Genomic DNA, 18,798 nt, shown 5'->3' with positions numbered 1-18,798 from the left:
AAAATGACATATTTTGTTTTCATGATCGACATAAAGTTTTCCCGTTTTGTTCACCCAAACACGAGTACAATGCAGTATGATAATACCAGTACAAAACGTTGTACAAACCACATTCTGTATCGCTCTTACAGGCCAGCTGCCCGGCCCGATCATCGGATCAAAAGCGGCAGACAACCTGCCCCATCGGGTTGGGAGTTCCTCTTTTCTTCCAATTCGATTTACTCTTATATTTTTCATATTTTTCCTTTCTAATGCCGCAGCCGTTTCTGGCTGCGGCATTGCTCTGCATAAAAATACTACGTATTTACACGAGTGCTATCAGACAGGATTGCATATGTCACGAAAAAGTGGTATTTTTTCTTCAATCTGTTATCAGACTATTGATTGTCATTCCTAGGACAATCAGAGCGACACCGAGAAAACTCAGTGCAGATGGAGCGGAATCCCCGAGAAGCAGGACACCGCCCAGAAGAGTAAAGATAACCTCTCCGGACTGTGTCGCTTCGATCATGGCGAGCTGTCTGGGATTGTTTTTTACCATATCGGTTGCATGGAAAAACAGATACGTCGCAATTACGCCGGAAAACAGCGCGACAAGAAAAGACTGTATGTTTTGTCCGGCGTTCGGCCATCCGGCCTGACTGTAGGCAACTGCCGAGCAGATCAGCCAGAAGGGCATACTGCACAGGGTCATGCCGAAAATTCTCTGAATCGCAGTGATGTGTGAGGGACAGCCTGCCATTGTCATGCGGTTGCCCAGCGGATAGGAGAAGGCTGCAATCAGAATGGGAGTCAGAACCTTGACAATTGTGCCAGGGTGCGATGTTCCCCAGTGAGAGCCCTGCATGATGAAGATTCCTGCGAGGATCAGAAAGGACATGGCGAGATTTTCAGCGGAATTTTTTGTCCGAACAGTGGTGTCAGCAAAACGCCTGCCACAATGGTAATCTGCCAGGTGGATGCAATCAGCCAGGATTCTCCATAGGAAGAAGCCAGAGACAGGGGGCGTAAAAAAGCCCGAACCCGACGGTACTCCAGAGAATCCAGAAGGCAGGTCTTTGGCGGATTTCATGCAAAATAGCCTTCCACTGATGCTTTTGCCATAGAATAAGGAAAAGCATCGGCAGTGTATAAAGATAGCGCAGGCTTGCGCTCCACATCCAGTAACCGCCGCTCAAATCCATGCTCCGATTTAAAATAAAAGTAAAGGCAAAGAAAAATGCCCCGGCAATGCCGGAAAATAATGCTTTTCTCATAGAAACTCCTTTATATGTAAAAAAGTAAAGCCGAAGATTATTTTAGAATATGGGAAAAAGATAGTCAAGCACGGGGATGTGCCGGGCGAGAATGGTTCTTTTTTGTCGTTCATGATTCAGAAACAAATACGTCGTAAAATTGTAAAAAATTTTTCGCAATTCTGTCACCAAAGAAAGGAAAAAATAGTGTATTCTATTACCAGAGTTAAGAAACAAACAAATGAAACACATCTCTCGGCCAGCTGCCCGGCCGGTTTCCTCAGAGAAACAAAAGCGGCAGACAACCAATCCGCTCCATCCAGCTTTGTGCCGGATGTGAATTGACATATTACTCTTATTTCTCTCTCTTTTTCATTTTAATTCCTTTCATTTTATTTAAGCGTACTGAATTTTCCTGATTTTCAGAGAACGCGCCTGAAATACCGTAGCACCGCTGCGGTATTTTTATTTTGGCATCAGGCAGGGAGATACAAAAACAGCTGCCGTATATGTGCGGCAGCTGTCAGTCTTTATGCAGGTTGCGTTTCCTCCCGCATAATACGGAAGGTCTTGCCAAAGATTACCTGGATAATCAGCGGGATGACCATAATAAACCAGATAATCGGTTCAGATACGATGACACCCATATAATCCAGACGCGGGACGAGCAGCACGACAATCAGCACTTTGCCGACCAATTCGATGCTGCTGGACACCAGCGGCGTGACCATGTCGCCCATGCCCTGGAGCGAATTGCGCAGGACAGAAATCACAACGGTGACAAAATAGAAAATGCAGTTGATATGCAGATATTTTGTCGCGGTATTGAGAATTTCTGCAGTTGTGCTACCGGTTACCATGTAGATCAGCGTTGGCACAATGGAGTAGCATATGACGATGACAATGCCGCACCAGATCCATGAGAGTATGAGTGCGCGCCATATGCCCGCTTTGATGCGCTCGATTTTGCCTGCGCCAAGGTTCTGACTGCAATAGGTAGCCATTGTTGTGGCAAGCACGGAAAATGGCATCATGAACAGCTCAGTCAGCTTGCGCGCCGCTGTGTGCGCGACGATGGTGTTGGCACCGAAGGTATTGATGGCACTTTGCAGTACAACAGAACCGATGTTGACGAGTGACAGCATGAAGCCCATCGAAAGACCGGTGCTGTACATCCAGCTGACCAGATGACGGTCGTGGAACAGACGCATGAAGTCATCGCAGCATGGCACAAGCTCCGGGTAGCGCTTTTTGATGAACAGCAGGCATAGGATAACCGAAATGCCCTGAGCGAGCACCGTGGCAATGGCCGCACCCGGTACACCGCTGTGGAACACACAGATAAACAGCAGGTCGAGGCCGACATTGGAAACTGTGGCAATGACAAGGAAAATCAATGGAGTTACACTGTCGCCCACTGCGCGCAGCGTCGCTGCACAGCCGTTATAGAACACTGTGACCATCATGCCGAGCAGAATGATACGGAAATAGGAAGCGGCCTGTACGAGCAGATAGTCGGGCGTATTGAGGATGCGGAGAAGCGGGGTCAGGAATACGACTGACAGAACGGTGAGAACCGCGACGGTACCGGCGGCGAGCACAATGGTACCTGCGATTGCCTTTTTCATGCTCTTTCGGTCATCTGCACCGAAAAAACGCGCTGTGACGATTGCAAAACCGTTCGTCATTCCCATCAACAGTCCGATTACAAGTGAATTGAGAGAAGAGGTCGCGCCGACCGCCGCCAGTACTTCCTCGCCAAGGAAGCTGCCGACGATACGCGTATCTGCCAGGCTGTATACCTGCTGAAACAGATTGCTGATGAGCAATGGAATGGCAAATTGCAGAATCAGTTTGGTCGGGTTTCCCTTTGTCATATCCTTCATGGCTGTTTGCATCCTTTGCAAAAAAATAATCTGATGCCCTCGCAGGCACCAGATTATCTTACCACGTTCAAAAGGTCTTTACAATTGCAAATACAACCAAAAAAACGGATGAATTTCGCAAGGAAATCAAGTATATTTCAATTGCCGGAAATGTGCGGTGACAATGCTGTCAAATCGCATTAAATATCGAATCTATGATTTCGGAAATGCGTGTACCCGAAACCGAGCGGTCAGCGCAGGATACATAAATGCGTTTGCGCCGGTTGTACAGCAGACGTGTCTGCTTCTCTTTGTCGCCCTGTAGCAGGGGGCGGGAGGTGTCACGGCTGAGATTCTGGACAATACGATAAAACGGCGTATTCAAATGGATGAGCAGACCGTTCTTTTTGTACTGCTCGACATTTTCCGCGCGGAGAACTGCACCGCCGCCCAGCGCAATGACACAGTCGGTTTTGTCCGCAATTTCATGCGCGCACCGGGTCTCGATATCGCGGAAGCCTTCTTCTCCAACCTCTGCAAAGATATCGGAGATTTTCTTGCCTTCGCGCTCTTCCAGATAATCGTCCATATCGATAAACTCGCATTGCAGCGCCCGCGCCAGTTTGCGGCCAATGGTGGTTTTTCCGCTGCCCATGAAGCCACACAGGACGATATTGCTTTTGCCATAGATTGTCTTGAGGCGTTTTTTTGCCATGTCGCCCGCGAGCAGGCGTAGAATGCGCGTCAGGCTTGCCTGTTCAAACTGCGTACCGAACCAGATGGTCTGGGCATAGGCCGCTTGAAGTACCAGCATCAGCAGGCCATTGCGCGTCTTGGCATTGCCCGGCGCGAGCCGCATGATTGTAGTGAGCGGGGGATTGTAGACTGCATCAAAAACATAAGTTGTGCCGACTGGCAGCTTGTCCAACGGAGTGCCGTCTTCATGCGGATACATGCCGAGCGGTGTGCCGTTGACGACGATTTCAGTAGCACGCGGCAGCTGGGTGGCGGGCATAATGTCGATATCCGCCTCCGGCAGATAACCGCGCAGCTCATTGCGCAGCGCTTTTGCCTTAGCCAGATTGCGCCCGGTAATCAACACTTTGGCGCCTACATTGGCGAGATGATAGGCCATGACACGCGAAACACCGCCATAGCCGCACACGACGGCGATTTTACCCTTTGGATCGATACCGTCAAATTCCAGAGAACCGGAGAAGCCGAGGATGTCGGTATTATAGCCGATGGCTTTGCCGTCCCGGAAATGCACGGTGTTGACACTGCCGAGGTCACGCGCGGCTTCATCAACGGCATCAAGATAGTCGAAAACCGCCTTTTTGTGCGGAATGGTCAGGTTCAGACCGCCGCATTTTTCGCTGGCGATCTGCATGGCCTCCGCGAGATCCTCTGGCGGCACATCGACTGCGAAATAGGTACAATCCTTGCCCGATGCTGCAAACAGCAGTGCGTGCAGTTCCGGCGACATGGTGTGTGCAATCGGGTGACCGAACAGCGCGAAGGTCGGTTTTTCAGGCTGGTATGCCCGAAATTCTTCCATTGTCAGAATCATAGCTTCGACCTCCTGCCGGATGCTTCGTTGTTTTTCAGGCTATCCAGCGTATCGAAGAACGTCGGATAGGAAATGGCGACACAGGCTGGGTCATCGATGGAGGACGAGCCTTCGCAGGCCAGCGCACACACCGCCATGCTCATTGCAACGCGGTGGTCAGCATAGCTGAGAAAATCCGCGCCGTGGAGCGGCTTGCCGCCACAGATAACCATGCCGTCTTCTGTTTCACGGACATCCGCACCTGTGCGGGACAGTTCCGTTGTCATCGCCGCGATACGGTTGGATTCCTTGACCTTGAGTTCCTGTGCGTCGCGGATGACGGTTTCACCCTCGGCAAATGCGGCTGCAACTGCCAAAACCGGCAGCTCGTCAATCAGCCGCGGGATGATATCGCCGCCGATGACTGTGCCGTGCAGACGGGAGGAACGCACGCGCAGGTCGCAGACCGGCTCGACATCGCCGCGTTCATTCAGACGCTCAATATCTGCCCCCATCGCGTCCAGTGCATCCAGAATGCCGGTGCGCGTCGGATTGACGCCGACATTGCGGATAATAATTTCGCTGTCCGGCAGAATCAGGCCGGCCACGAGAAAATAAGCTGCGGAGGAGATATCGCCGGGAACTTCAACATCGACAGCGCGCAGCGTATCCGGCGGTGTCAGTGTGATGACATTGCCCACAGTCTCCACCTTTGCGCCGAGTCCGCGCAGCATGCGTTCCGTGTGGTCGCGCGAGGCAGCGGGTTCTACTACTGTTGTCTGTCCGTCGGCAAACAGTCCGGCGAGCAGGACTGCAGATTTTAGCTGTGCACTCGCAACCGGCAGCTCATAGCGGATGCCGGAGAGCGGCGCAGGATGAATGGTCAGCGGGCAGAGATTGCCGTCCTTGCCGTCGATATCCGCGCCCATCAGGCGCAGTGGCTTGATGATGCGCCCCATCGGACGTTTCTGAATGGAGGCATCGCCGTTGAGAACAGAGGAGAAGGGCTGTCCGGCGAGGATGCCGCACAGCAGGCGGGTGGTTGTGCCGGAATTGCCGGTGTACAGAAGTTCGGTCGGCGCTTTCAGACCGTGCAGGCCTGCGCCATGCACAACAACCTCTTCATCTGAAACTTCAATGTCAATACCCATCTTGCGAAAGCAGGAGATGGTGGACAGACAGTCCTCACCCATCAAAAAACCGGTGATGTGGGTCGTACCCTCCGCGAGTGCGCCGAGCATAACCGCGCGGTGGGAAATGGATTTGTCTCCCGGCACAGTCACGGTACCGCGCAGTGCGGGGACAGGGGAAAGTGTCAGACTCATTTTGTGCCCTCCTCCTGGCTGACCGGATACGAACCGAGCACACGGACATAGGCGCATTCCTGTGTCAGCTGATAGATCAGCGCACGTGTATCCTGGTCGAGCAGATTTCCATCAAAATCAATATAGAAGCAATAATTCCACGGCATATCCGGAAGCGGACGAGAATGAATTTCCGTCATGTTCAGGCCGTAGTCAGCAAACACGGCGAGCGAACCGTACAGGCTGCCGACGACATGCGGAAGCGTCAGCACAAGGCTGACACGGGTATCACCCGGTTGTGCGGACAGTGTGCGCTGCACTGCAATGAACCGCGTCTGGTTGTAGTCACCGTCGTTGACGCTTGTTTCCAGAATTTCCAGGCCGTATAGCTTCGCCGCAGCCTCGGAGCAGATGGCAGCTTTGGTCGGATCAGCGAGCTGTGCAATTTTATTTGCGGCAACCGCTGTGTTGCTTTCCTCCAGCAGCATGTAGCCGTGCTTCTTGATGTACTGCTGGCACTGGCGGAGCGCCTGTGGATGGGAATACACCTCTTTTACACTATCAAGGGTAGTACCTTTACATCCGGCGATACAGTGCCGGATTACCTTGACATGCGAATGAGAAATATACAAACCATACTGCTGGAGTAAATCATATATTTCGTTGACAGTTCCTGCCGTCGAGTTTTCGACCGGAACGACGCCAGCATCAGCTTCGCCGTTTACCACAGCGCGAAAAACGTCCTCCCATGATTCCATGGGGCGTCTTTCTGCGTTCGGGAACAATTCCGAGCAGGCCATATCCTGATAGGATGCGGGAAGTCCGCCGTAATAAACCATCTTCGGGTCGGTAATGCGCGGCTGGATGTCCAGCTTGAGCCGTTCCGGCTCGGCCTCCAGCATGCGGAAGTACTGGTGCTTGCGGCTGACGCGCGTTGTGGTGCGAAGCAGGGAGGAATACTCCAGCTTGAGCTCATCCGGAATGTCCTTCAGCATCGTGTCCAGCAGCTCAGTTTCTCTCGATGGAACGAGCACTTGTCCGCCGTTCGCCATTTTATAATCGGAAACTTCCTCCGCACATTTCATGCGCTTGAGGAACAGCTTTAGAATTTCGTGGTCAATCGCGTTGATATCACGGCGAATGTCTTCAATCTTGCGCATATCCGTAGGCCTCCAAATACAAATCGGTCATGGCAACCGCGACGGCTGCTTCGACAACAGGTGCGGCACGCGTGACGATACACGGGTCGTGCCGTCCCTTGATGACCAGAGGTTCCACCTTGCCGTCCGCCAGATTGAGCGTCATCTGCTCACGGGAGATGGACGGCGTCGGCTTAATCGCTGCGCGTACAACTATTGGCATGCCGCTTGTGATGCCGCCCAGAATACCGCCATTGTTGTTGGTTTCAGTTTTGACCACACCGTCTTCGAGAATCATGCGGTCATTTGCCTCTGAACCGTGCATGGCGGAAATGGAGAAGCCTGCGCCAAATTCTACGCCCTTGACCGCCGGAACAGCGAACAAAAGGGAAGAGATGCGGCCCTCAGCCGGACACAGCATCGGAGAGCCCAGACCGGCGGGAACGCCGATGACGGCGCATTCAATGATACCGCCGAGCGAATCCAGCGCTTCGCGCGCCTGATCGATTTGATCGAGCATCGCCTGCTGTGCACGCGGATTGATGATTGGATACTGCTGTGTGCGCAGGGTTTCCAGCTGTTCTGCCGGAATGCATACGTCATCAAACGGCGTGTCCATAATCTGACCGATGGAGGCGATATGTGAGCCAACTGCCATCCCCTTCGAGCGCAGGAACAGCTTGCACATGGCACCCGCGAATACGAGCGGGGCAGTCAGGCGTCCGGAAAAATGTCCGCCGCCGCGCGGGTCGTTGCAGCCATGGAAGCGAATGCGTCCGGTGTAGTCCGCATGACCGGGGCGCGGATGGTCGATCAAATTGCGATAATCACCCGAACGGGTATCGGTATTTTCAATGACACACGAAATTGGTGTACCAGTGGTTTTTCCCTCAAATACGCCGGAAAGGACCTTCGGCAGGTCCTTTTCACGGCGCGCCGTGGACTGACGGTTTTTGCCCGGTGCACGGCGATCCATTTCCGACAGAATAAATTCCTCGTCATAGGCTACGCCGGCTGGAAAGCCGTCGAGTACGCAGCCAATGCCGCCGCCATGTGATTCGCCGAAAATGGTCAGTTTGAAATTATTTCCCCAAACAGAACCCATAGTTCCTCCTTACAGCGCTGTGATGAGCTGGTGCAGCTGCTCCAGCGGGATTTTATGAATAACAGCCTTGCCGAGCGGATGTACCAGAATGAAGTTCATGGTGTCCGCCGTGCGCTTTTTATCGTGCAGCAGAGCGGTGTAGATGTCCTCTGTCGGATATGGGAGCTCAGTCGGCAGGTCGTGTGCCTTGCAAGCGGCAACAATCTGTTCGGTCAGGTCGGCTTCGCCCAGCGCAGCGCCCAGCTTTGCGGCCTGTACCATGCCGATGGCAACTGCCTGACCGTGTGACAGCTCGGTGAAATGACCGACCTTCTCTGCCGCATGGCCAATGGTATGACCGAAATTCAGAATCATACGCAGACCGGTGTCGTGTTCGTCCTGCTGAACGACGTCGCGTTTGATGCGCACCGATTCGTATACAATCTGTTCCATATTCGACTTGAAGTCCGGCTCTGCAATCAGTTCGAGAATCGTCGGATTGGAAATACAGCCATATTTGATGACCTCTGCCATGCCGTCGTTAAAAATGCGCTCTGGCAGGGAAGTCAGAATGTCTGTGTCAATCATGACCAGCTCCGGCTGATAAAACGCGCCGACAAGGTTTTTGCCCTGCGGCAGGTCGACACCGGTCTTGCCGCCGACAGAGGAATCAACCTGCGACAGCAGCGTGGTCGGAATCTGGCAGACATGAATGCCGCGCAGATAGGTTGCCGCAGCAAAGCCGGTGATATCGCCGACGACACCGCCGCCCAGTGCAATGACAAGGTCGGAACGGGTCAGCTCGGCTTTACTCATGTCGGCATAAATGCCTGCAACAGTATCGAGGTTTTTGTATTCTTCACCTGCGGGAATGACAGTCGTCGTGATATTCAGCGGGAACTCCGCACACAGCTCCTTGAGATAGAGCGGTGCAACATTGGAGTCCGTGACGACATGAATGCGTGCGGGCTTGAATTTTTCTGCAACGCGCTTGGCAGTCTGTTGGAACACACCTGCGCCGATATAGATATCAGATGTGCTGGTAGAGCCCTGAAGGGAAAGATGATACATTGTTTTGCCTCCTGCTTAGATTTCGCGGCCGATTGCACCGGCAACCGCACGAATCTTGCCCATTGTGCGAGCGAAGTGCTCATAGGTCAGCGACTGTGCGCCGTCGGACAGCGCGTGCGCCGGATCGTTGTGCACTTCGATAATGAGGCCGTCTGCGCCTGCGGCGATGGCAGACATTGCCAGCGGCTCTACCATCCAGTAGATACCTGCGGCATGCGACGGATCGACCACAACCGGCAGATGGCTCAGGCGCTTGAGTGCCGGAACTGCGCTGATATCCAGCGTGTTTCTCGTGTAGGTTTCATAGGTACGGATGCCGCGTTCGCACAGGATAACCTGCTCATTGCCGCCCGCCATGATGTACTCGGCGGACATCAGGAACTCCTCCAGCGTGTTGGCGAAGCCGCGCTTCAGCAGAACCGGTGTACGGGTCTTACCCAGTTCCTTGAGCAGCTCAAAGTTCTGCATATTGCGCGCGCCGACCTGATAGCAGTCGACCTTGCCCTCGAACAGCTCGATATGAGCCGGATTGGTAATTTCCGTGACAATCGGCAGACCGGTCTTTTCCTTCGCCTTGCACAGCAGTTCGAGACCCTGTGCCTTCATGCCCTGGAAAGAGTACGGGGAGGAACGCGGCTTCCACGCACCGCCGCGCAGAATCGCTGCACCCTGACGCTGGACTTCTGCGGCGATCTCGCAGATCTGCGGCTCGCTCTCGACGGAGCACGGGCCGGCCATGACGACCAGCTTATTGCCGCCGACCTTGACGCCGTTGATATCGACAACGGTATTTTCCGGATGCATCTGACGGTTTGCGAGCTTGAACGGCTCCTGTACCTTCATGACGCGGTCAACCCACTGGTTGAGCATCAGGGTATCCTTATCAACCGCAGAGGTATCGCCGACAAGACCAAGGATTGTGGTTTCTTCACCGACAATCGGATTTACACTGACATGAAAATGCTCAATCCAACCAGTAAGCCGTTCAACTTCGTCCTTCGGGCAACCTTTTTTCAATACAACGATCATGATACATTTCTCCTTGAAACAGATATTTCCCGGCTGAACACAGCAAGAAAAGTAAGCATAAAAAAAGTCCTTCCTCCCGCATCGCAAGGGACGAAAGACAAACATTCCGTGGTACCACCCAAATTCGGCACTTATGCCGCACTTTATTCAAATACGGGGCCGGGAAGCCCGATATTCTAGCCCGGTAACGGGGGCAGCCGTCTGCACCTACTGTAGTTCAGCGCAAAAGCTCGGGAGGGAACTTCAATTCGTCCGGCTCAAAGCCCGCTTTCAGTCTGTGGCGTGCTATCCCTGGTGAGCCGATGCGGATTTACTTTTCTCCGTCATCGCAGTGCTGTTATCAAAATTTGTATACAGTATAACGCAACGGGAATAGAATGTCAAGAAAAATTTAGGGAGATAAAGTGAACCGTGGGGGAACGGGGCGCAGTTCATTATACCATATCTGCAAAAACCAACAACAAATACCGGATTTTGCTCCTGCGCAGCTACCACTTTTTGCTGATTTCTTTTGCAAAATTTGCCGCAAGCTCTTGACAGCAGGGGAGAAGCGTCATATAATAGGAATCGTAATATTTGAAAAATGTGATGAACGGGTAAAGTAACTGTCAGCCGTCTTCAGAGAGCTGCCGTGTGGTGCAAGGCAGTGGCGTTCAGCAGCGAAACTCACCCGGGAACAGTCCGCTGAACCAGGCTCTGCCCTGATTAGGTTGGAACGGATTTCCCACCGTTACAGGGGAAGCGCATTGCTGGATGCGTTGAGCGGTCGCTTATTTATGTAACAATGGCGGCAAGTAGAGTGGTACCGCGGAAGTTTGCTTTCGTCTCTGTTTCCAAATTTATTTGGCGAGATGAAGGCTTTTTTTATGCCTGTCCCGTCCACTTCTTTGAACCAGTAATTTTTAATTATTTTTGGAGGATAAAGTCATGTCAAAGCAGATCAGAATTTTTGACACCACCCTCAGAGACGGCGAACAGTCTCCCGGATGCAGCATGAACCTCAGCGAAAAGATTGAGGTTGCCCGCCAGCTGGAAACGCTGGGCGTCGATATCATCGAAGCAGGCTTCGCAATTGCGTCGCCGGGCGATGCGGCAGCCATTGCTACCATTGCCAATACCGTTAAGAATTCCACCGTTTGCTCGCTTGCGCGCTGTGTGGAAAAGGACATCGATGTTGCGTACAGCTCGGTCAAGGATGCGGTTGATCCGCGTATCCATGTATTCCTTGCAACCTCTCCGGTTCATATGGAGTATAAGCTGAAGATGAAGCCGGAAGAGGTACTCGAGAGCGTTGCACATCACGTTGCATACACCACAAAGCTGCTGTCCAATGTCGAGTTCTCCGCAGAGGATGCAACCCGTTCCGACTGGGATTTCCTGTGCCGCGTTGTTGATGTCGCAATCAAGAACGGCGCTACCACCATCAATATTCCGGATACCACCGGCTATCTGACTCCGGACGAGTATGCGAACCTGATCCGTTACATCCGTGAGCACGTTGACGGCACGGAAAATATTATTCTGTCCTGCCATAACCACAATGACCTCGGCATGGGCGTTGCAAACTCTCTGGCAGGCATTCAGGCGGGCATCGGTCAGGTTGAATGTACCATCAACGGCATCGGCGAGCGTGCGGGCAATGCATCCCTCGAGGAAATTGTCATGGCGCTCAAGACCCGCAAGGACTTCTTCGACGCGGATACCCGCATCGATACCACGCAGATCTATCGTTCCAGCCGCATGATCCAGACCATCACCGGCGTTCCGGTTGCACCGACCAAGCCGATTGTCGGCGCGAATGCGTTCGCACATGAGTCCGGCATCCATCAGCATGGCGTACTGAACAACAAGAGCACCTACGAGATCATGACACCGGAATCCGTCGGTATCCCGCAGAATGCCATTGTCCTTGGCAAGCATTCCGGCAGACATGCTTTTGAGGCACGCCTGAAGGATCTCGGTTATACGCTGTCCAAGGAGAAAATCGACAAGGCATTTGCCAAGTTCAAGGTACTGGCTGATAAGAAAAAGGTCATCAAGGATCGTGACCTCGAAGCACTCATCGGTGTGGTTCCGGTTTCCGGCCCGGTTCGTTATACCCTCAAGCAGTATGTCATCAACAGCGGCAACACCATCAGCACCACTGCTGTTGTCAAGATGACCAAGGGTGACGAGGAGTTCGAGCGCGCTGCACTGAGCGATGGCCCGATCAATGCTTCTTATGCTGCGATCAATAAGATTACCGGCCTGAAGATTGAGCTTCAGGACTACTCGCTGCGTGCACTGACCGATGGACAGGATGCACAGAGTGAAGCTGTCGTCAAGATGACATTCGACGGCAGCGAGGATGAGGTCGTTACCGGCCGCGGCGTATCTGTCGATATCGTAGAGGCTTCTATCAAGGCATACATCAACGGCATCAACAAGTATCTCAACAGCTAATTGCACTGCATATCTGCCTGCCCGCGCAGGGCAGGCAGATTTTTATGAAAAGAGGAGGTAATTTCTCATGGCAATGACTATGACACAGAAAATTCTCGCCAGTCATGCGGGGCTGGAAAGCGTAACCGCAGGTCAGCTGATCGAGGCAAATCTCGACCTGACACTGGCGAATGATATTACCGGCCCGGTTGCCATCCGTGAGATGGAAAAGGCTGGATTTGACAAGGTGTTTGATCGCAACAAGGTTGCGCTCGTTATGGATCATTTCGCACCGAACAAAGACATCAAGTCCGCAGAGCAGTGCCTGACCTGCCGCAATTTCGCAGGCAAGCACGAGGTCGTCAATTTCTTCGATGTCGGACAGATGGGCATTGAACATGCCCTGCTGCCGGAAAAAGGCCTGGTCGGCCCGGGCGAACTGATTATCGGCGCGGACTCCCATACCTGTACATATGGTGCACTGGGTGCATTTTCCACCGGCGTCGGTTCCACAGACCTCGCGGCAGGCATGGCAACCGGCAAGGCATGGTTCAAGGTTCCGTCTGCCATCAAATTCAATCTGATCGGCTCTCTGCCGAAGTATGTTTCCGGCAAGGATGTTATCCTGCACATTATTGGCAAGATTGGCGTCGACGGCGCACTGTACCGTTCGATGGAATTCACCGGTGAAGGCGTTGCTTCGCTGTCGATGGATGACCGCTTCACGATCTGCAATATGGCGATCGAGGCGGGCGCAAAGAACGGCATTTTCCCGGTTGACGAGAAGACTATGGAATACATCGAAGGCCGCGTCAACCGTCCGGTTATCAGATATGAAGCAGATCCGGATGCGGTTTATGATGAGACCTATGATATTGATCTGTCTGCACTGCGCCCGACGGTTGCCTGCCCGCACCTGCCGGAGAACACAAAGACGATTGATGAGCTCGGCAAGATTGAAATTCAGCAGGCTGTCATCGGTTCCTGCACCAACGGCCGCATTCAGGATATGCGCGAAGCCGCTGCGATTCTGAAGGGCAAGAAGGTCAAGAAGAACGTCCGCACGATTGTCATTCCGGCAACACAGGAGATTTATCTCCAGTGCATCCGCGAAGGTCTCGCAGAAATCTTCGTTGAGGCAGGTGCGATTCTTTCCACACCGACCTGCGGCCCGTGCCTCGGCGGACATATGGGCATTCTGGCACACGGTGAGCGTGCAATTTCTACGACCAACCGCAACTTTGTCGGCCGTATGGGTCATGTTTCTTCGGAAATCTATCTGGCAAGCCCGGCGGTAGCTGCTGCATCCGCAATCACCGGCTATATTACCGACCCGGCAGACGTCGCAGAATAAAGGAGGAACAGTCATGAAAGCAAGAGGTTCTGTTTTTAAATATGGCGATAACGTCGATACCGACGTTATCATTCCGGCTCGTTATCTGAACATTGCCGATCCGGTTGAACTGGCAACTCACTGCATGGAGGATATCGACACCGAATTCGTTAAGAACGTCAAGAAGGGCGACATTATGGTTGCAACCAAGAATTTCGGCTGCGGCTCTTCCCGTGAGCATGCACCGCAGGTTATCCGTGACAATGGTATTTCCTGCGTTATCGCATCGTCCTTTGCGCGTATTTTCTACCGCAGCTCCATCAACATCGGCCTGCCGATCATGGAGAGTGAAGAAGCTGCGAATGCCATCAGTGCAGGCGATGAGGTAGAGGTCGATTTCGATACCGGCATCATCACGGATATCACTACGGGCGAGCAGTTCCAGGCAGCGGCATTCCCGCCGTTCTTACAGAATATTATCCGTGCAGGCGGTTTACTCAAGAGCCTGAAGGAAAGAGAGGGTTAATCGATGCAGTACAATATTGCAGTCATCAAGGGCGACGGCATCGGCCCGGAAATCGTAACAGAGGCCATGAAGGCACTTGAGGTTGTCGGTGAAAAGTTCGGTCATACCTTCCAGTTTACCGAGTGCTATGCGGGCGGCAACGCCATTGACAAGTACGGCATTCCGCTGCCGCAGGAGACACTGGATATCTGCAAGGCGTCTGATTCCGTCCTGCTGGGTGCTGTCGGTGGCCCGAAGTGGGACAGCGTTCCGTCGGATAAGCGTCCGGAGCGCGCACTGCTCGGTCTGCGTTCGGGTCTGGGCCTGTTTGTTAACCTGCGCCCGGCACAGATGCACGCAGCACTGGCAGAGGCTTGCCCGATCAAACCGGAGATCATCGGTGATGGCTTTGACATCCTGGTCTGCCGCGAGCTGACCGGCGACGTTTATTTCGGCAAGCGCGGCCGCAGAGAGAGCGAACTGGGTGAAACCGGCTGGGATGACATGAACTATTCTGTCACCGAGGTCGAGCGCATCGGTCGCCGTGGTTTCGATATGGCAATGAAGCGCGGCAAGAAGCTGGTTTCCGTAGATAAGGCAAATGTACTGGAAACCTCCCGCGTATGGCGTGAAACAATGCACAAGCTGCGCGAGGAGTATCCAGAGGTCGAATATCAGGATATGTATGTCGACAATGCGGCGATGCAGCTGGTTCGCAATCCGGGGCAGTTTGACGTCATTGTGACCGGAAATCTGTTCGGCGACATTCTGTCAGATGAAGCGAGCATGATTACCGGCTCGATTGGCATGCTGCCGTCTGCTTCTATCGGCGAGAGCAAGCTGGGCATGTACGAGCCAATTCATGGCTCTGCACCGGACATTGCAGGCAAGGGCATTGCAAACCCGATTGCAACTATCCTGTCCTGTGCAATGATGCTGCGCTATTCGTTCGGTCTGGGCGAGGAAGCTGACTGCATCGAAGCAGCCGTTGAAAAGGCACTGAACGATGGACACCGCACTGCGGATATCGCCAAGGAAGGTGAGAAGGTGCTGTCTACCTCCGAGATGGGCGCGATTATCTGCGCAAATATCAGAGGTTAATTTCGGAAAAAACGATAAAAAGATCCGGGCTGTCAGCGGCGAAGCCGACGGCCCGGATTTTGTTATGTATGCGGGTTGAGATACTGCCCGTGTTTTTGCGTGTTTTTTCCGTACTGGATCGCAAAGTGTGGACAGCGGTGCAGGCAGCCGAGGCACATGGCACACCTGTCTGTTGTCCAGACCGGCGTTCCGTTTTCGAGTCGGATTGCGTCTGCCGGACAGTTCTGTTCGCACAGGCCACAACCAATACAGGACGATTCTACGGTAAAATGGCTGGTTTTTCGCATATAATCGTAGTATTTTTCAAAAATTGGAATGAGAAACCGCGGTACTCTGGATTTTAAATAATTTCCACCGGTATAATGCCGGGCTCTCTGGATGATGCGGTCAATCTGTGGCTCTGCGCGGTCATTGATCTGCTGCACCTTTTCTTTGTCTGACAGGTCAAACATCGGTGTCCAGGTATCCGGCATCTTCACGCCGAAACGGGCGTCAAATTTTCGACCCGTGCGCGCGTACAGCTGCTGGTTTGCTGTATAGCCGATGGTACCCGGTGTCGTACCAAACGTCGCAACAAAGTAAAAATATGCACTTCCGTTTGTATGCAGCTCCATGCGCTGCATAAATTCCTGGGCTACAGACGGAAGTCCCCATGCATATGTGGGAAATACAAATCCAACCCGTTCGTCTGTCTGGATTTCAAATGAAAGCCTGCCATTTTTCAGACAGTCGACAATGGAAACGATTTCACTGTCCAGTGCACGTGCGAGTCGATTTGCGACATATTTTGAGTTTCCGGTTGCCGAAAAATAAAAGATCACGTAAATTCCCTTCCTTCGTTCAGCGAGTGATAGCCGGACATTCGCTGTCTGCAAAAATCATACACCATGCGCTGCTGTTTTGTAAAGACAGGAAGTTGCTTTACAGATATTCCTGTCGGATCCGTTCCAATATGGCGACATCTGCCGGGCAGAATGGATACCGGTCGATTTCCTGCGGCGTGATCCACTGAAGCGCGTTGTGTTCCAGCAGCTGCGGTGTGCCTGCGGCAATGCGCGCATGGAACAGCGTCAGGTGTACCGTGAGGTCGGGATACTGATGTGTGACGTCCATAAAGACATCGCCGACGGAAACGGTGATGCCGAGTTCTTCGCGGCATTCGCGCACCAGTGCCTGCTGCCCGGTTTCACCAGGCTCGATCTTTCCGCCGACAAATTCCCACAGCAGACCGCGCGCCTTGTGCGGCGGGCGCTGGCAGATCAGGAACCGATCTGCATCCCAGAGGAGCGCCGCGACCACTTCAGTCGTTTTCAGAATCTGAATGGCCTGCCGGTATGTTTCGACTCGTTGTCGATCCTGCCCGGTGATGTGTTCGAGCCGAGACAGATCACTGTTGTGTGCGAGATCAGCAAGCTTTACAGCGACTGCAATGGGATTGTCACGCAGCGTGCGAATGTAGTCCAGATAGGCAACAGAAGGGTCGTGCGTCAGCTGGCGCACGGCTTCAATGGCTTCCGGCAGGAAGCCGTTTTCCCTCAGGTCATCCAGCGTGAGCGGGGTATCCTCCACGGTGTCATGCAGCAGAGCGGCCACTGTGGACACCTCATCGGTCATCTGTTCCGCGACATGGAGAACATGGTGGATATAGGGCAGGCCACTCCGATCTGTTTGTTCATGATGTGCGGTATAGGCGAGCTTCATCGCCCGTCTGGTTTGTTCTGTGTAAATCATGGCTTATTTCCCTTTGATCTGAATGGAAACCATTCCGTCGTTGTCGATGGCGAGGGAAAGAGATTTGATATATTTTTCATAGAACTGGTGCTTTTCCGTTTCCGACATGACAGCACGGGTGGAGCGGTACATTTCGTCCATCATCTGGTTGACATTCAGGTCGATATGTGCGGCAAGGTAGCATTTCATTTCGGTCAGCAGAGCGGTCAGCTTGATATCCTTGCCCATGCCGGAATAGAAATCGTCGATATAACAGTAGAAAATGCCGTTTTCATCCAGCGCTTCTTTGAGCTTTTCACTGCACTTTTCATGTTCCACCATGACGAGATAGCGCGCTTCCGGTAAGGTGGAAATCAGACTCCAGTAATCTGAATCGCTTGCGACCAACACAAATGAGTCGACATGGTTGGCATAAAACTCACGGCAGACGCCGACGGTCAGATGCGTATCGACCAGCGATTTGTCATCCTTGAGGCGCTTAACCTCAATGCGTTCAATCGGGATTTCTGTGTGTTCTGCGAGCACCTGCCAGGCAGTGGAGGTATGCACATCGTCAAACAGCATGATTTTGCTGATCTTATCGCGCAGCTCATCTTCCAGATTGTTCAGTGTTGCACACAGATCATATGGATCTGAATTTTCGCAGTCGACAGCAATGACTGTGTTCTGACTTTCCTCAAGAAAACGGAAAATATTGGTTTTAACTGAATGATCGACGTTGGAAACACGGTTGAAATCGGTGAATTCGTCTTCGTGCCATTTGTACAGCAGCGATGTGAATTTTTTGTCGTTAAACAGGATATTACCATCACCCGGAAAGAACACCCAGTTGAGATAGACCTGATACGGATAATTGCCTTTTTCAGCGTAATACAGGTCGGAAGCTGCCTTCGTCCCGTCTTCTTTCAGTCCATTGGGCATGATAAAAATATCGCGCACATAATTCCAGTCGAGCCAGAGCGGAAATAGATTTTTACAGTTATTGATTCGATCAGAAATATTTTTATTGATGTCTACAATATATTGCGCGAGCCGTGCGTTTTTCTTTAAAATATGGATGCCGCAGGCGCTCAGCTCGGTCAGACAGGACATGGGAATGTATTCATCCAGCGAAGTCAACAGGCGGAAATTATGGTACATTTCGTGATTGATCTTTTTAAAATTGCGGATAATTGCTGTGCGCAGCATGCATAAATTACGAATAATACAGGCGTTTTTATTATATTTCAGTTTGTCATATATTTCCAATTGCGGCGGCTCATGCTCATTTTCAAAGGTATGCTGCGGGACGCCAATTAAAAAAGCTATGGTAGAAATGAGTGTATAGGTATTGGTTGTGCTTTTTGTACAGAAATAAGTTGGTCTTTCCTCTTCAGGATGGATTGGAACGGGTGTCGTGGTCATTGATTTCATCCTTTCTGTTTTTCGGTA

General features: G+C 52.4%; 14 protein-coding genes, 1 pseudogene and 2 other annotated features. Of the genes and pseudogenes, 4 read left to right on the top strand and 11 right to left on the bottom strand.

Going from position 1 to position 18,798, the window contains the following annotated elements:
* Window positions 1–361: 361 nt before the first annotated feature.
* The 8 genes and pseudogenes from CBW42_RS11760 to aroF form a co-directional block, all read right to left on the bottom strand.
* Window positions 362–1,121, bottom strand: a pseudogene (locus CBW42_RS11760) (DMT family transporter).
* 644 nt (window positions 1,122–1,765) lie between these two features.
* On the bottom strand, window positions 1,766–3,121 hold the full coding sequence (locus CBW42_RS11755; protein ID WP_087021746.1) for an MATE family efflux transporter: 1,356 nt from the start codon (window positions 3,119–3,121) through the stop codon (window positions 1,766–1,768).
* A gap of 169 nt (window positions 3,122–3,290) precedes the next feature.
* Window positions 3,291–4,670 carry a shikimate kinase gene (locus CBW42_RS11750; protein ID WP_087021743.1) on the bottom strand — a complete coding sequence of 460 codons (1,380 nt, stop codon included), beginning with the start codon at window positions 4,668–4,670 and terminating at the stop codon, window positions 3,291–3,293.
* On the bottom strand, window positions 4,667–5,974 hold the full coding sequence (aroA, locus tag CBW42_RS11745; RefSeq protein ID WP_087021740.1) for a 3-phosphoshikimate 1-carboxyvinyltransferase: 1,308 nt from the start codon (window positions 5,972–5,974) through the stop codon (window positions 4,667–4,669). The genes CBW42_RS11750 and aroA overlap by 4 nt, the downstream gene beginning before the upstream one ends.
* On the bottom strand, window positions 5,971–7,113 hold the full coding sequence (pheA, locus tag CBW42_RS11740) for a prephenate dehydratase (protein WP_087021737.1): 1,143 nt from the start codon (window positions 7,111–7,113) through the stop codon (window positions 5,971–5,973). The genes aroA and pheA overlap by 4 nt, the downstream gene beginning before the upstream one ends.
* Entirely contained in the window at window positions 7,100–8,197 is a 1,098-nt protein-coding gene (gene aroC, locus CBW42_RS11735) for a chorismate synthase (RefSeq protein ID WP_087021734.1), read from the bottom strand. Before aroC ends, pheA begins: the two co-directional genes overlap by 14 nt.
* 9 nt (window positions 8,198–8,206) lie before the next feature.
* Complete coding sequence (gene aroB, locus CBW42_RS11730) at window positions 8,207–9,247, bottom strand: 3-dehydroquinate synthase (protein ID WP_087021732.1); 1,041 nt, start codon at window positions 9,245–9,247, stop codon at window positions 8,207–8,209.
* A 15-nt stretch (window positions 9,248–9,262) separates the two neighbouring features.
* A complete protein-coding gene (gene aroF / locus CBW42_RS11725; protein ID WP_087021729.1) occupies window positions 9,263–10,276 on the bottom strand; it encodes a 3-deoxy-7-phosphoheptulonate synthase in 1,014 nt (337 codons plus the stop codon).
* 83 nt (window positions 10,277–10,359) lie between these two features.
* Window positions 10,360–10,612: a binding site (T-box leader), on the bottom strand.
* 243 nt (window positions 10,613–10,855) lie between these two features.
* Window positions 10,856–11,108: a binding site (T-box leader), on the top strand.
* A 95-nt stretch (window positions 11,109–11,203) separates the two neighbouring features.
* Here aroF and CBW42_RS11720 point away from each other — a divergent pair.
* The 4 genes from CBW42_RS11720 (at window position 11,204) to leuB (ending at window position 15,636) form a co-directional block, all read left to right on the top strand.
* Complete coding sequence (locus CBW42_RS11720; RefSeq protein ID WP_087021726.1) at window positions 11,204–12,718, top strand: 2-isopropylmalate synthase; 1,515 nt, start codon at window positions 11,204–11,206, stop codon at window positions 12,716–12,718.
* Window positions 12,719–12,785: 67 nt separating this feature from the next.
* Window positions 12,786–14,051 (top strand): 3-isopropylmalate dehydratase large subunit, encoded by a 1,266-nt coding sequence (gene leuC, locus CBW42_RS11715; RefSeq protein WP_087021723.1) that lies wholly within the window; start codon window positions 12,786–12,788, stop codon window positions 14,049–14,051.
* 13 nt (window positions 14,052–14,064) lie between these two features.
* Window positions 14,065–14,556 carry a 3-isopropylmalate dehydratase small subunit gene (gene leuD, locus CBW42_RS11710; protein WP_087021720.1) on the top strand — a complete coding sequence of 164 codons (492 nt, stop codon included), beginning with the start codon at window positions 14,065–14,067 and terminating at the stop codon, window positions 14,554–14,556.
* A gap of 3 nt (window positions 14,557–14,559) precedes the next feature.
* Window positions 14,560–15,636: a 3-isopropylmalate dehydrogenase gene (gene leuB / locus CBW42_RS11705; RefSeq protein ID WP_087021717.1), complete on the top strand. Its 1,077-nt coding sequence runs from the start codon at window positions 14,560–14,562 to the stop codon at window positions 15,634–15,636.
* A gap of 62 nt (window positions 15,637–15,698) precedes the next feature.
* Here the strand turns inward: leuB and CBW42_RS11700 are convergent, their stop codons facing one another.
* From CBW42_RS11700 to CBW42_RS11690, 3 genes are all read right to left on the bottom strand, one after another.
* Entirely contained in the window at window positions 15,699–16,457 is a 759-nt protein-coding gene (locus CBW42_RS11700; protein ID WP_087021716.1) for an EFR1 family ferrodoxin, read from the bottom strand.
* A gap of 100 nt (window positions 16,458–16,557) precedes the next feature.
* Window positions 16,558–17,367, bottom strand: coding sequence for a (deoxy)nucleoside triphosphate pyrophosphohydrolase (locus CBW42_RS15260; RefSeq protein WP_087021715.1), 810 nt, complete (start codon window positions 17,365–17,367; stop codon window positions 16,558–16,560).
* Between the two features lie 3 nt (window positions 17,368–17,370).
* On the bottom strand, window positions 17,371–18,615 hold the full coding sequence (locus CBW42_RS11690) for an NYN domain-containing protein (protein WP_242969871.1): 1,245 nt from the start codon (window positions 18,613–18,615) through the stop codon (window positions 17,371–17,373).
* Window positions 18,616–18,798: the final 183 nt, after the last annotated feature.

The organism is Butyricicoccus porcorum, from assembly GCF_002157465.1.
In the GTDB taxonomy this organism is placed as follows: domain Bacteria; phylum Bacillota; class Clostridia; order Oscillospirales; family Butyricicoccaceae; genus Butyricicoccus_A; species Butyricicoccus_A porcorum.
This window is presented reverse-complemented; position numbering and strand designations above follow the sequence as displayed.

Coding starts and splice junctions, on each gene's coding strand:
- CBW42_RS11755 (WP_087021746.1), bottom strand. CDS start 3,121: ATGAAGGATATGACAAAGGGAAACCCGACCAAACTGATTCTGCAATTT.
- CBW42_RS11750 (WP_087021743.1), bottom strand. CDS start 4,670: ATGATTCTGACAATGGAAGAATTTCGGGCATACCAGCCTGAAAAACCG.
- aroA (WP_087021740.1), bottom strand. CDS start 5,974: ATGAGTCTGACACTTTCCCCTGTCCCCGCACTGCGCGGTACCGTGACT.
- pheA (WP_087021737.1), bottom strand. CDS start 7,113: ATGCGCAAGATTGAAGACATTCGCCGTGATATCAACGCGATTGACCAC.
- aroC (WP_087021734.1), bottom strand. CDS start 8,197: ATGGGTTCTGTTTGGGGAAATAATTTCAAACTGACCATTTTCGGCGAA.
- aroB (WP_087021732.1), bottom strand. CDS start 9,247: ATGTATCATCTTTCCCTTCAGGGCTCTACCAGCACATCTGATATCTAT.
- aroF (WP_087021729.1), bottom strand. CDS start 10,276: ATGATCGTTGTATTGAAAAAAGGTTGCCCGAAGGACGAAGTTGAACGG.
- CBW42_RS11720 (WP_087021726.1), top strand. CDS start 11,204: ATGTCAAAGCAGATCAGAATTTTTGACACCACCCTCAGAGACGGCGAA.
- leuC (WP_087021723.1), top strand. CDS start 12,786: ATGGCAATGACTATGACACAGAAAATTCTCGCCAGTCATGCGGGGCTG.
- leuD (WP_087021720.1), top strand. CDS start 14,065: ATGAAAGCAAGAGGTTCTGTTTTTAAATATGGCGATAACGTCGATACC.
- leuB (WP_087021717.1), top strand. CDS start 14,560: ATGCAGTACAATATTGCAGTCATCAAGGGCGACGGCATCGGCCCGGAA.
- CBW42_RS15260 (WP_087021715.1), bottom strand. CDS start 17,367: ATGATTTACACAGAACAAACCAGACGGGCGATGAAGCTCGCCTATACC.